Here is a 12,409-nt window from a genome sequence, read left to right as displayed (position 1 = left end):
CACCCTCCCACCAACATGACGACCGAGTCCCCGATTTCGATCCTCTACGTCGACGACGCGCCGGCGACGGTCGCCGACCGCCTGGATCGGGCCGATCCCCGGTTGTCGGTCCGGACGGCCACCGCCGCCGCCGACGCGCTCGCCACCCTCGACGACGCGCCCTCCCCGCCGGTCGACTGCCTGGTGAGCGAGTACGACCTCCCCGGGACGGACGGGCTCGGACTGCTCGACGCCGTCCGGGAGCGCCGTCCCGACCTTCCGGTGGTGCTCTACACCGACGCGGGCGACGAGGGGATCGCCAGCGACGCCATCGCCGCCGGCGTCACCGACTACGTCCCGAAGCGACGCGGCCCCGACCGACTCGCGGACCGCCTCCGCGACGCGGTCGAGGGCGCGGGGCCCGATCGAGCCGCACCCGACCGGGACGCCCAGTACCGCCGACTCTTCGAGGACGCGCCGGTGATGTACGTGGTCTTCCGGGACGTGAACGGCGAACCCGTCGTCGCGGACTGCAACGACCGCTTTCTCGACCGACTCGGCTACGACCCCGACGCGGTGTTCGGTCGATCGATCTGGGATCTCTACGCCCAGTCGTCGATGCCCGACGCCGTCGAGGGGTTCGACCGCGGGCGCGAGGGCACCTTCGGTCACCAGGAGCGGACGCTGATCGCCGCGGACGGCAATCACGTCGAGACGCTGTTTCGCGCCAGCCCGCGGGTGAACGCCGACGGCGAGGTGATCGGGACGCTCGGCCTCTACGTCGACATCACGGAGAACAAACGGCGGGAACGGACGCTGGAGCGTCTCCACGACGTGACGCGGTCGCTCGTCCGCGCCGCGGACCGGACCGAGGTGGCGGAGACCGTCGTCGACGCGGTGCGCGACGTCCTCGGCTACCCGCGGAACCTGGTCCGTCTCGTCGACGACGACGGGGCCGAACTCCCGCCGGTCGCGATCACCGACGAGGCCGCGGCGACGCTCGGCGAGCGGCCACATTACGCGGTCGGCGAGGGGACCGCCGGGCGCGCCTTCGCCGACGACGAGACGCTCGTCTACGACGACGTGCGGACCGTCGACGACGGCTACGACCGGTCCGGCGTCCGCGCGGCGATGTTCGTCCCCATCGGCGACCACGGCGTGTTGAGCGTCGGGAGCACGGAGGCCGGCGCCTTCGACGCCGCCGACGTCCACCTCGCGGAGGTGTTCGCCGCCAACGCCGGCACGGCGCTGACGCTCCTCGACCGCACCCGTGAGCTCGAACGGCAGAACGAGCGGCTGACCGACTTCGCCAGCGTCGTCTCACACGACCTCCGGACGCCACTCTCGGTCGTCGACGGCTCGCTCGAACTCGCCCGCGAGCGGTACGGCGACGACGCGGACCTCGCCCGCGCCGCCCGGTCGCTCGACCGCGGGTTCGACCTCATCGAGGAACTGCTGACGCTCGCCCGCGGCGCCGACACGCTCTCCCCCGAACCCCTCTCCCTGCGGTCGGCGGTCGCGGCGTGCTGGGAGTCCCTCGCGACCGACGACGACGAAACGCTCGTCGCCGACGACGCGACGATCCGCGCCGACGAGGCCGCGTTCCGCCGCCTGCTGGAGAACCTCCTCGGCAACTGCGTGGCACACGGCGCGACCGACGCCGGCGTGACCGTCACCGTCGGCCTCCTCGCGGACGACCGGGGGCTCTACGTCGCCGACGACGGGCCGGGAATCGACGACGACGTCGGCGATGACGTCTTCGAGGTGGGGTTCACCACCGACGACGGGGGGACGGGCCTGGGGCTGGCCATCGTCGAACGGATCGCACAGGAACACGGGTGGACCGTCGGCCTCGGCGAGGCGGACGGCGCTCGGTTCGAGATCGAGGGCGTCGACGTCGTGTCGGCCTAGGGCGCCTCGCCGGTCTCGATGGTGAAGTCGTCCTTCGGGTAGGCCACGCAGGTCAGCGTGTAGCCGTCGCCGAGTTCGTTGTCGTCGAGCATCTGCTGGTCGTCGTGAACGACGTAGTCCTCGGCGTTGCCGCCGGAGGTGATCTGTCCGGCACACGAGACACACTGTCCCTGTCGACAGGCGTAGGGCATGTCCCAGCCCGCGTCCTCGCCGGCCTCGAGGACGGTCTCGTTTTCGGCCACCTCGATGGTGTCGCCCTCCTTGGTGAACTCGATCTCGAAGGTCTCGGCCTCGTCGTCGGGCACGTCCCACGGCCCGGACTCCTCGGCCGCCTCGCCGCCTTCGAGTTCGGCCCCTTCCTCTTCGCCCGCGACCGCGCCCGCCGCGACGGCCCCGCCGCCGCCGGCGCCGATGGCCCGGTTCATGGGCTCGGGGAAGTCGGTCTCGGGCACCGACTCGGCCCGCCGTTCGAGTACCTCCTGACTGATGTCCGTCGTGGAGGTCCACCCCGTCCCCTTCGAGAGATGGAGGGCAACGGCCGTGAGCGTGAGGGCTGCGCCGATACCCAGCCCCACCAGATTTACCTCGACCATGGCTGGCGGTATGGATGCGGGGGTTAAGGGAATTGTGATCCCCGTCGCCACCCGGGAGTCACTCCTCGCGTCGCGCGACCTCGTGGCGGCCGAACCCGTAGCGCAGGCGGTTGGCCAGGCGCCGCGAGAACCGGTCCCGGCGCGAGCCGAACCGCTCGGCGAGCGCCCCGTGGATCAGCGGGACCGGCACCTCCCGCTCCAGTGCCTCCCGGACCGTCCACGTCCCCGTCGACCCCCCGGCGACGTGGTCGGCCACATCGTCCAAGTCGGTGCCCTCCTCGCGGAACGCCTCCTCGCAGAGTTCCAGCAGCCACGAGCGGATCACCGCGCCGTTGTTCCAGGTCCGCGCGACCGCCTCCAGGTCCAGGTCGTACCGGCCCTCGTGGAGCAGTTCGAACCCCTCGCCGTAGGCCTGCATCAGCGCGTACTCGACGCCGTTGTGGACCATCTTCACGTAGTGACCCGAGCCGGCCGGCCCCATCCGGTCGTGGCCGTCCGGGCCGGTGGCGACGGCGTCGAAGACCGGAACCAGTTCGTCGTAGGCCCACTCGGGGCCGCCGATCATGAGCGAGAACCCCAACTCGGCGCCGGCGGGCCCGCCGCTCGTCCCGCAGTCGAGGTAGGCGGCGTCGGTCGTCTCCGCTCGCCGGACCGAATCCTCGAAGTGGGAGTTGCCACCGTCGACGACCACGTCCGCGTCCGACAGCCGCGGTTCGAGTTCGTCGAGGGCGGCGTCCACCGGATCGCCCGCGGGTACCATCAGCCAGATCCGCTTCCCGTCGCCGAGGCGGTCCGCGAGGTCGACGATCGAGTCGGCCGGCTCCGCACCGGCCTCGGCGGCCGACGCCACCGCTTCCTCGTCGATGTCGAACGCGACGACCTCGTGGCCGGCCGCGAGCACTCGATCGACGACGATCCGTCCCATCCGTCCCAGCCCGATGACGCCCAGTTGCATATCCCTCCTTCCCGGACGCCGGGAGGTAGTGGTTGCGGTCTCCGCCCTCGCCGCCCTTTTGCTCCCCCGCGGCCATCCCTTCCCATGGACGACCGCATCCGCGCTCACGCCGAGACGCTCGTCGACTGGAGCGCCCGAGTCGACCCCGGCGACGACGTGGTCGTGCGCGTCGAGGAGGGAGCCCACGACCTCGCCGTCGCCGTCGCCGCCGCCCTCGGCGACCGGGGCGCGAACCTGCTCGCCACCTACGGCTCCGACGAGGTAACTCGCGCCTACCTCCGCGCCCACGACGGCGACTTCGCCCCCGCCGACGCCGAGCGCGCCCTCTACGAGCGCGCCGACGTCACCCTCTCGCTTCGCGGCGGCCGGAACACCGCGGCGACCGCCGACGTCCCCGGCGACGTGCGGAACGCCCACGCCCGCGCCCGGAGTGACGTCCGCGAGGCGCGTCTGGCGACCGACTGGGTGTCGACGGTCCACCCCACCCGTTCGCTCGCCCAGGCCGCCGGGATGTCCTACGAGGCCTACCGCGAGTTCGTCTACGACGCCGTCCTCCGCGACTGGGCGGCTCTCGCCGACGAGATGGGACGGGTGAAAGCACGTCTCGACGACGCCGACGAGGTCCGCATCGTCGCGGACGGCACGGACGTCACGCTCCCCGTCGCCGGCCGCACCGCCGTCAACAGCGCCGCGAGCGTCGCCTACGACTCCCACAACCTCCCCAGCGGGGAGGTGTTCACCGCGCCCGCGTCCGCCGAGGGGGAGGTGACCTTCGACGTGCCCGTCACCGTCGAGGGGGCCCGCGTCCGCGACGCCCACCTCGTCTTCGCCGACGGCGAGGTGGTCGAGTTCTCGGCGGCGACCGGCGAGGCCGCGCTCGCCGACTGCCTCGCCACCGACGCCGGCGCGAAGCGACTGGGAGAGCTCGGGATCGGCATGAACCGCGGCATCACGCGCCCCACGGACAACGTCCTCTTCGACGAGAAGATGGCGGGCACCGTCCACCTCGCCCTCGGCCGCGCCTACGACGCCTGCCTGCCCGACGGGGAGGCGGGGACGGAGAGTGCGATCCACGTCGACCTCATCACCCGGATGGGCGAGGGGTCGCGGCTCCTGGTCGACGGCGAGCCGATCCAGCGCGACGGCCGCTTCGTGTGGGAGGAGGGCACTGAGCGCACGTGACGCCGACCGTCGTCGCCCACCGCGGGTTCGCCGGCGTCAACCCGGAGAACACCGTCGGCGCCGTCCGGGCGGCCGCCGACCGGGCCGCCCTCGTCGAGGTCGACGTCGTCGCCTGCGCCGACGGCACGCCGGTCGTCTTCCACGACGACCGACTCGACGACGGCGACGGGAGTCGCGGAATCACCGACGGCGCGGGCGCGGTCCGGAACCTCCACCCGTCGACGGTGACGGCCGCGGGGGTGCTGGCGAGCGGCGAGACGGTCCCGTCCCTCGACCGCCTGCTCGCCGAGACGGACGCACCGCTCAACGTCGAACTCAAGCGGCCGCGGGCGGCGACGGTCCGTCGGGGGGCGCTCCCGTTCGCCAAGCGCGCGGCCGCCCGCGAGCGCTGGCAGCCGTTCGTCGATCGGGTGCTTTCGGCGCTCGACGACCGGCACGTCCTCCTCTCCTCGTTCTCCGAGGGAGCGCTCGCGGCCGTCCGCGAGCGGACGGCGGACGTCGAACTGGCGCCGATCTGTCGGGAGTTCGGGACCGGTCGCGAACTCGCGGCGCGCCACGACGCCGACGCGATCCACCCCTCGCTCGCGGCGCTCCGGGCGGCCGACCCCGACGCCGTCGCGGCCACCCGCGACGCCGGCCGGACGATCAACGCCTGGACGGTGCGGACGTGGGTCGAGGCGCGGGACGCAGTGCGGGCCGGCGCCGACGGGCTGGTCGCCGACTATCCGGGGCTGGAGCGGTGGCTGGAGGAATCGAGCGGCTGAGAGGAGTAAGCCCCCTTCTGTTCGTCCCGGCATTCGGCTGAGCGTCCACCTCCGCGTCCGGACTACCTTGACGAGGCGGACTTGCACCGGTGGGGATTCGCCGTTCCATCCGTTCTCGGCCGTCGCGGGACCCGACGGGTCCCGTAGGGCGTCCGGTGGAACCGCACGCCGTCGGCGAGACGCGAAGCGCCTCGAAGGCGCGCGGCGGACGCCGCTCGCAGCTCCGTGGTCCCTTCGCGATCACGCTACCCTCGGTGGGTCAACTCCCCTCGCTCGCGCTCGGGTTCGCACACCTCATCGGTCGGGCCGAGTGGTCTCGTTTCTGTTCCAGAGCCAGCCGTCTCCGACTCCGGGCTTGCGCCCGGTCACCCGTCCGGACGGTGGGGGGACTTTCCTCGTGTTCGCACACGGGGGCCGGGCTCTCTCTGCCACGTTCACCTACTCCCGCCGCTCGAATAAGCCGTTCGGTCGGACCGTGACGGCGTCCGGGGCTCTCGCGCCAGTCTCGGTAACGTCCGCCTACTCCGGACGCCGCCATCGACCCGTCGGTCAAAATTCATCACGGTCGTCCCCGGTGGAAAGGAAGGGTTCAAGTCGGTTCGGAGCGAGGTGTAGGGTATGTCAGAGGCGCAGATGGTCCGCCTTTCTTACGAGGATGGCGCCCGAGCGGTGGAACTGGCTCGCGAGGCCGTCGAAGCGTACGTACTCCAGGGCCAGCGAGAGCAGCCCGGGAGCATGCGCGACGCGTTCTACGCGCGCACCGGGGCGTTCGTCCGGATCACCTCGACTCGCGGCCGGGGACGGCTCCGAGGGTGTGCCGGCGCCTATCGCGGCAACGACCAACTCGGTCACGCCATCGTCGATGCGGCCATCACGGCCGCCTCGGACGACTCCTGTGGCTCCGAGATCGAACCCCCCGAACTCCAGACCCTCAACATCTCCATCTGTGTCGTCTGTAACCACGTCCTCACGAACGATCCGATCGCCGACCTCGAACTCGGGACACACGGCATCGCCATCGACATCGACGGCCAACACGCCTGGATGTACCCCACCCTTCCGGTCGAGAACGACTGGAACGAAGAACAGTTCCTCACCCACGCCTGCCGGAAAGCCGGCCTCTCGCCGCTCGCCTGGCAGGACGACGACGCCATGATCACGCTCTTCGAGGGCCAGGTCTTCCGCGAGCGCCCCGAGGGCGGCAGCGTCGAACAGCTCTAGGCCGTCCGGAACCCGACACGCTCCGCGTCCGCCAGCGCCCGCTCCGCCGCGGCGTCGAGGTCGAACTCCCGGACGACCTCCCCGTCCCGAAGTAGCGGTTCGAGCAACGGCTCCCCCTCCGACGGCCCCGCCCGCTCCGCGAGGGCGACGTGGTGGCCGCCCTCGGGCGTTCGGTACACCTGTTTCGTCCCCGAGAGCTTCCCCCGCTTCGCCGCCGGTTCCCCGTCGACCTCGACGATGTCGAGCGCGAAGTCCACCGGGTCGGCGTTGGAGACGTGGCCGCCGACGCCGAACCCGTCGGCGACGTCGCGGAGCTCGCGGAGCGCCGCGGGCCCCAGCCCGCCGCTCACGAACAGGTCCACGTCCGCGTGACCCCGCGCGTCGAGTTCCCAGCGCACCTCCCGGAGGATGTGCCGGAAGTCGCCCCGGCGCGACCCCGTCGTGTCGAGTCGGACGCTGTCGAGGTCCTCGCCCAGCGCCTCGACGGCACGCAACACCTCGTCCACTTCGTCGCTGTAGGTGTCACACAGCGCCACGCGCGGCACCTCGGGGCCGACCGCCTCGTCGAACGTCCGCCACCCGGATTCCTGGTTCCCTCGGCCGAAACAGATCAGCAGGGCGTGGGGCATCGTCCCCCCGGCCTCCCGACCCACCACCTCGCCGGCGGCGACGTGGGAGATGCCGTCGAGGCCGCCGAGCAACGCGCTCCGCTCGACGACCGCCGCGATCGAGGGATGGACGTGTCGCGCGCCGAACGAGAGAACCGTCGACGCCGGCGCCGCCCGCCGGGCCTCCAGGGCCGCCGTCGCGATGCCGCTCGCGTGCGAGAGCAGGCCGAGCAGCGACGTCTCGAACCGCGCGAACGACAGGTATGGCCCCTCGATCCGGAGGACCGGACCGCCGTCGAACAGGCGCCCCTCGCGCATCGCGTCGACGTCGACGCTCAGTCCCTCCAGCAACGCCGCCGCGTCCTTCACGCCCGCGAGCAGTTCGAACTCGCCGTCGGGGAACTGATCGGCCGTCACCTCCGCGACGACCGTCGGGTTCCGGTCGGCGTGTCGCAGCGTCGTCTCCGTCCGCAGGAAGTAGGCGTCGGTCGCCGTCCCGTCGCTGATCGCCTCGGGGCCGACGATGTCGAACGGTTCCATACCCGTCGGCTTCGGTCCCCCCGGTGAAAAACCCGTTCGTTCGGTCGACCGTATCGAAGAGGATTCCTCTTCAGTCTGCGCGGGCGTGGACGGCATCGAGCGTCCCGGCCGTCGGCGCGTTCACCACCGTGACCGTCCGCCCGTCGCGGGTTACGCGGAACGCGTCGGCGTAGGGTCCCGCCGGCACCACCAGGACGTCCTCGCCGCGACGCTCGGCGCCCCGGCGCTCCCGCAGGAGGGAGCGGTACGCGGTGGCGAACGCGGCGGCGTCGCCCGCCGTCTCCCACTCCGTCCGGAGGACGTAGCCCGTCCGCCCGTCCGCGCTCCGGTAGGGGACGAGTCGGTCGCCGACCCACCCCGCGGTCGTGGGATGGGTGTAGTTGTACGTCCGGTGGGGTCGGCTCGGTCGCTGCAGGTGGAACGTCTCGACGCCCCCGTTCGCCCACACCGTCGCGAAGAGCGACGCCTCGCCGACCGTCGTCCCCGGCGGCGAGCGGTCGAAGCGCGACCAGTTCCCGGCCGACCGCTCCGGAACCCGCACCGCTCGCGGCGACCAGTCCGGATACCGATCGGGGTGGATCACCGCCGTCGTGCTCGTCGGCGGGGCCGCGTAGGCGGCGTCTACCGCCGCCCACCCGCCGCGCTCCCGGAGCCGGTGGACCAACGCCGGCCCGTCGCTGTACGGCTGGTAGGAAGCGACGTAGACGCCGGCGTCGCCGTCGAGGCTCGCCCCCGGCCCGCTCGACGGCCGCGGCACGCAGGTCCAGTTCGACGCACACCGCCGCTCGTACAGGTCCGCGACGTAACCCGCGTCGCCCTCGATCAGCCCCTGACGTGCCAGCCGCGCGTCGCGCGTGGTGCCCTCCGCCCACCCGTCGAGGCCGAAGTGTTGGTCCTGGAGCGCGTGGACGAGTTCGTGCGCCAGCGTCCGGCGATCGATCGTCGGCCGCGCCGCGTCGCTCACGACCACGATGCGGTCCTCGGACGGGCGGTACGACCCCTGGACCGACGCCCCGTAGAACGACTCGAAAACCGTCTCGACCGACCGGTCCTCCCCGACGAGGAGGAGCGCCTCCCAGGTCACCTCGTCGAACGCCGTCGCGTTCACGTCCTCCCGCCCGCGGTAGGTCTCCCGGTCGACCACCGTTACCGGCACGGACGACTCGAACTCCAGTCCCCGGAGGCGTTCGACCCGGGCCATCGTCCGCGCGACGACGGCCCGCCGCTCGCTCCGGTTCAGGCCGTTCGAGGCGTTCACCGACAGGGGCTCGTCGTACCAGCGGCCCGCCTCCCACCCCAGACGGTCCGTCTCGGGGTCGGCGTACCCGTCGTGGGGTGTCGACGCGGTGGTCGCCGTCGGCACCGCTGTCGCCGTCGGTTCGACGGTCGGCTCGGCCGTCGGCGTCGCCGGCCCGTTCGCCGCTCCGCCACAGCCGGCGAGGACGAGCAGGAACGCGGCCACGAGGGCGGCGGAGCGCATCTCGTCGGCCCTCGGCGTCGCCGCGTGAAAAGGGTGCCGTCGGTCTCGGACGGAGTATTGTAACTGTTTCCCGGTGGTTCGCCAGGACAGTCCGGCGAATCACCGGTACGGACTCACATAATCGGGGTATCAGTCCCGTCGCCGGAGGGCCACCAGCGCGGCGGCGAGCACTGCGATCAGGGCCGAGAGCGCCCCGAAGCCGGCCGCTTCGAGCCCGGTCGTGCCGCCCTCGTCGGTCGGTTCGGCGTCGCTGCCGTCCGCGCCTCCGTCGCCGCCGGCGCTCGCCGTCGTTCCGCTCGACGCGCCGCCGTCGCTCCCGCCGTCGTCGGCGCTCGGGCGGATGTTCTCGACCGCCTCGGGCGTCGGCCCGTTGACGATGGTGACGCGCGTGCCCGACCGGTCGATCCGGAAGGCGTCCTCGAACTCGCCGTCAGGGATCACCAGCGTCCCGTCGTCGCGCCGCTCCACGTCGTGGGCGGCGAGGATGGCGCGGTAGGCCCGGGCGAACTGCGAGGCGTCCTCGGGGGTGTCCCACTCCGTCACCCAGACGTACCCGTGCCGGGCGTCGTCACCGCTCCCCCGGTGGTACGGGAACACCCGGTCGTTCCCCCACCCCGCCGACGGCGCCGCGTCGTAGTTGTACATATCGAGGGGGTCGGTGGTCCGTGAGACCGACCGGACCGGCACCGTGTCGGCGCGGGCCGTCCGCGCCTGGTACCAGAACATCACGTACATCGACGCCTCGCCGACGGTATCGGAGCCGTTCTCACCCTGGTTGGGGAACGTCTCCCAGCCGTTCCGGGCGCGGTCCTCGTACTCGATGGGCGTCGGCTCCTCGTCGGTCAGGTGGATGATCTGCTCGCTGGACTCCGGCGGGTCCTCGAAGGCGGCGTCGACGGCGTCCCACCCGCCCTGCTCGCGGAGCCAGTCGATGTACACCGGACCGTCGGAGTAGGGTTGGAGCAGGGTCAGGAGGATGCCGAGGTTCGGCGGCTCTCCCGGCTCCGAGTCGTCGCTCGGCGTGTCGACACACTCCCACTCGACCCCGCACCGCTCGGTGTATCGCTTCTCGACGTAGTTGGCCTCGCCCTCGACGACGCCGTCGACCGCCAGGTCGCCGTCCTGGGTCTCGGTGCTACCGATCCGCTCGCCCAGGTCGCCGCTCTGGTCCTGGAGCGCGTGGACGAGTTCGTGAACCAGCGTCGCGTTGTCGATGGTCGGGCTCCCCGGCGAGTCGGTGATGATCCGGATGCGGTCGTCGCCCGGCGCGTAGAAGCCCGCGGTCGACTGCCCCGATGCCGTCTGGAGGGCGTCGTTCGCCCCCTGGTCCTCGCCGATGATGAACAGCGCCTCCCACACCTGATCGTTCCAGGCGTCGAACGAGGCGTTGCTCGTCCGGTTCTCCGAGGAGCGTTGCTGGAACTCCTCACGCGAGATGACTTCGACGGGGACGTCGGACTCGAACTCCCGCTCGCGGATGTACTCGACGCGGGCCATCGCCCGGTTCACGTACGCGTCTATCTCCTCGTCCGAGAGCCCGTCGGACTGGTCGACGTCGATGGATTCGTTGTGCCAGTACCCGCCCTCCCAGCCGACGACGTCCTCGTCGGGGTCCGCACGCTGGGGGACCATCTCGTCACCGTCGGTCCCGGCGTCGACGGCGGCCGGCGGCCCGGCCGCCCCGACTGCCGGAACGACCGACGCCAGCACGATCAGTACCGCGAGACCGACGGATACCCGCTTTCGCATACCCCCCGTTAGGAAGCGGTACGGAAGTACCTTGCCCGCCGGTCGAGAGGTGCCACCCGCCCGAGCGCGCCGCCTCCGCGCGGAACGGGCTTACCGTTCGAGGACGTACCCGCTCCCGCCGACGGCGTACGCACCCTCGACGGTCGTCTCTACGTCGTACAGCGCGACGTCGACCGCCGTCTTCTCGTCGGTCCACGCCCCGTCCGCGGCGCCCATAGTCGGCACGACCGCCGGCGCAGCGGCCGCTGCGCTACTCCGGAGGAACGTCCGTCGGGTCGTCTCGTGCATGTCGAACACTCCACCCGGCGCTGTGGACGCTCGGATGTTAATGGGGCGCGGACGTTAACGCCACTTTACCGACGATTAACGGGAATCCAATCGGATTTACGCCGCGTCGTCGGTCGGTTCGTCGTCGACGCCGAACAGGTCGTCGACGGCGGCCCGGGCCGCGCGCGCGGCCTCGTCCGCGACCGCGTCGGGGTCCGCCTCGGCGTCCGGCGCGTTCAGATACACGTCGACCTCGAGGACGCCCTCCTCGAAGGTCACCGTCACGTCCAGATCGCGGACCGCGGACTGTCGGTAGTTGGCGAACACGACCCCCTCGGCGGCCTCGGCGGCCGTCCGCACGACCGTCTCGTCGTCCGGCTCGGACGACGACCCGTTCGAATCGGTGTCGACCACGGCGTCCTCAGGCGCCGCCGGCGCCGCCCGGACCCATCGGACCGCCGCCCGCGCCACCCTGCAGCATCTGCTGGAGCTCCTGCTGGAGCGACTCGAACTGATCGCGGACGCGCTCCTCCTGCTTGCTCAGCTGCTCGACGCGGACCTCGAGGTTCTCGACTTTCTCCTCCAGGTCGTCGCGGGCCGAGCCGTACTCCGTCTCGACGAGCAGTTCGCCGACCTCTCGGTACATGACGGTGTCCTCCTCGATGTCGTCGAGGGCGTCGAGCGCCGTCTCGGACTCGTTGAGCTGGGTCTCGGCCTGCTGTTTCTGAGCTGCGACCTGCTGGGCCGTCTCCTGGAGATCCTGCAGTTCCTCGAGTTTCTCCTGGGCTTCCGGCGGCAGATTTCCTTGCATGGGCGAATCGTCGGGATCCGGAGTGAAAAAGCCCCGTATTCCCGGCCGCGGCGACGTCGGCCCCCCAACCTACCGACGTGGGGCGGTCTCGGCCACCTGCTCCGCCACCGACAGCAGTCGCCGCCAGGTGTTCGCCCCCGCCCGGAGGGCGACGAGGTCCGCGGCGCCGATCCGCACCTCGACGGTCCGTCCCGTCCGCCCGACCCGGGCCGTCGAGCGGGCGTCGTCGATCTCGCCCACCTCGACGCGAACCGCCCGCTCGACGACCCGCGCGCGCCGCTCCGTATCGTAGTCGAACTGCAGGGAGAGACGGTGTGGCGCGTCGTCCGTGGACTCGGCCGCCACGGGG

At 71.8% G+C, this 12,409-nt stretch carries 13 protein-coding genes and 1 other RNA gene; 4 read left to right on the top strand and 10 right to left on the bottom strand.

Features of this window, described 5'->3' with window-relative positions; genetic code table 11:
• Positions 1-15 precede the first annotated feature (15 nt).
• Positions 16-1,890, top strand: a complete 1,875-nt coding sequence (locus EI982_RS11370; RefSeq protein ID WP_157689817.1) for a receiver/sensor box histidine kinase — start codon at positions 16-18, stop codon at positions 1,888-1,890.
• On the opposite strand, the gene EI982_RS18930 is transcribed toward EI982_RS11370, so the two are convergent.
• Complete coding sequence (locus tag EI982_RS18930; protein WP_157689816.1) at positions 1,887-2,483, bottom strand: 2Fe-2S iron-sulfur cluster-binding protein; 597 nt, start codon at positions 2,481-2,483, stop codon at positions 1,887-1,889. The genes EI982_RS11370 and EI982_RS18930 overlap by 4 nt on opposite strands.
• Before the next feature lie 58 nt (positions 2,484-2,541).
• Entirely contained in the window at positions 2,542-3,438 is an 897-nt protein-coding gene (gnd, locus tag EI982_RS11360) for a phosphogluconate dehydrogenase (NAD(+)-dependent, decarboxylating) (RefSeq protein WP_157689815.1), read from the bottom strand.
• Between the two features lie 84 nt (positions 3,439-3,522).
• Between gnd and EI982_RS11355 the strand changes: the two genes are divergently transcribed.
• Entirely contained in the window at positions 3,523-4,620 is a 1,098-nt protein-coding gene (locus EI982_RS11355) for an aminopeptidase (RefSeq protein ID WP_157689814.1), read from the top strand.
• Positions 4,617-5,384: a glycerophosphodiester phosphodiesterase gene (locus EI982_RS11350; protein ID WP_157689813.1), complete on the top strand. Its 768-nt coding sequence runs from the start codon at positions 4,617-4,619 to the stop codon at positions 5,382-5,384. The genes EI982_RS11355 and EI982_RS11350 overlap by 4 nt, the downstream gene beginning before the upstream one ends.
• On the opposite strand, the gene rnpB is transcribed toward EI982_RS11350, so the two are convergent.
• An RNA gene (rnpB, locus tag EI982_RS11345) (RNase P RNA component) lies at positions 5,379-5,814 on the bottom strand. The genes EI982_RS11350 and rnpB overlap by 6 nt on opposite strands.
• Positions 5,815-6,002: 188 nt before the next feature.
• Here rnpB and EI982_RS11340 point away from each other — a divergent pair.
• The gene (locus EI982_RS11340) at positions 6,003-6,605 is read left to right on the top strand and encodes a TIGR00296 family protein (protein WP_157689812.1); all 603 of its coding nucleotides are present in this window, start codon (positions 6,003-6,005) and stop codon (positions 6,603-6,605) included.
• Here the strand turns inward: EI982_RS11340 and EI982_RS11335 are convergent.
• The 7 genes from EI982_RS11335 to EI982_RS11305 all read right to left on the bottom strand — a co-directional run bounded on the left by EI982_RS11335 (position 6,602) and on the right by EI982_RS11305 (position 12,405).
• Positions 6,602-7,753: a nicotinate phosphoribosyltransferase gene (locus tag EI982_RS11335; protein ID WP_157689811.1), complete on the bottom strand. Its 1,152-nt coding sequence runs from the start codon at positions 7,751-7,753 to the stop codon at positions 6,602-6,604. The genes EI982_RS11340 and EI982_RS11335 overlap by 4 nt on opposite strands.
• Positions 7,754-7,823: 70 nt before the next feature.
• Complete coding sequence (locus EI982_RS11330; protein WP_157689810.1) at positions 7,824-9,233, bottom strand: Hvo_1808 family surface protein; 1,410 nt, start codon at positions 9,231-9,233, stop codon at positions 7,824-7,826.
• A gap of 129 nt (positions 9,234-9,362) precedes the next feature.
• Positions 9,363-10,982, bottom strand: a complete 1,620-nt coding sequence (locus EI982_RS11325) for an Hvo_1808 family surface protein (protein WP_157689809.1) — start codon at positions 10,980-10,982, stop codon at positions 9,363-9,365.
• Between the two features lie 90 nt (positions 10,983-11,072).
• Positions 11,073-11,270 (bottom strand): twin-arginine translocation signal domain-containing protein, encoded by a 198-nt coding sequence (locus EI982_RS11320; RefSeq protein ID WP_157689808.1) that lies wholly within the window; start codon positions 11,268-11,270, stop codon positions 11,073-11,075.
• Between the two features lie 96 nt (positions 11,271-11,366).
• Positions 11,367-11,663, bottom strand: a complete 297-nt coding sequence (locus EI982_RS11315) for a DUF3194 domain-containing protein (protein WP_157689807.1) — start codon at positions 11,661-11,663, stop codon at positions 11,367-11,369.
• A gap of 7 nt (positions 11,664-11,670) precedes the next feature.
• The gene (locus EI982_RS11310; RefSeq protein ID WP_157689806.1) at positions 11,671-12,060 is read right to left on the bottom strand and encodes a prefoldin subunit beta; all 390 of its coding nucleotides are present in this window, start codon (positions 12,058-12,060) and stop codon (positions 11,671-11,673) included.
• Between the two features lie 69 nt (positions 12,061-12,129).
• Positions 12,130-12,405 carry a KEOPS complex subunit Pcc1 gene (locus EI982_RS11305; protein ID WP_157689805.1) on the bottom strand — a complete coding sequence of 92 codons (276 nt, stop codon included), beginning with the start codon at positions 12,403-12,405 and terminating at the stop codon, positions 12,130-12,132.
• Positions 12,406-12,409: the final 4 nt, after the last annotated feature.

Origin of the sequence: Haloplanus salinarum (assembly GCF_009762275.1) — an archaeon.
Taxonomy (GTDB): Archaea; Halobacteriota; Halobacteria; order Halobacteriales; family Haloferacaceae; genus Haloplanus; species Haloplanus salinarum.
This window is presented reverse-complemented; position numbering and strand designations above follow the sequence as displayed.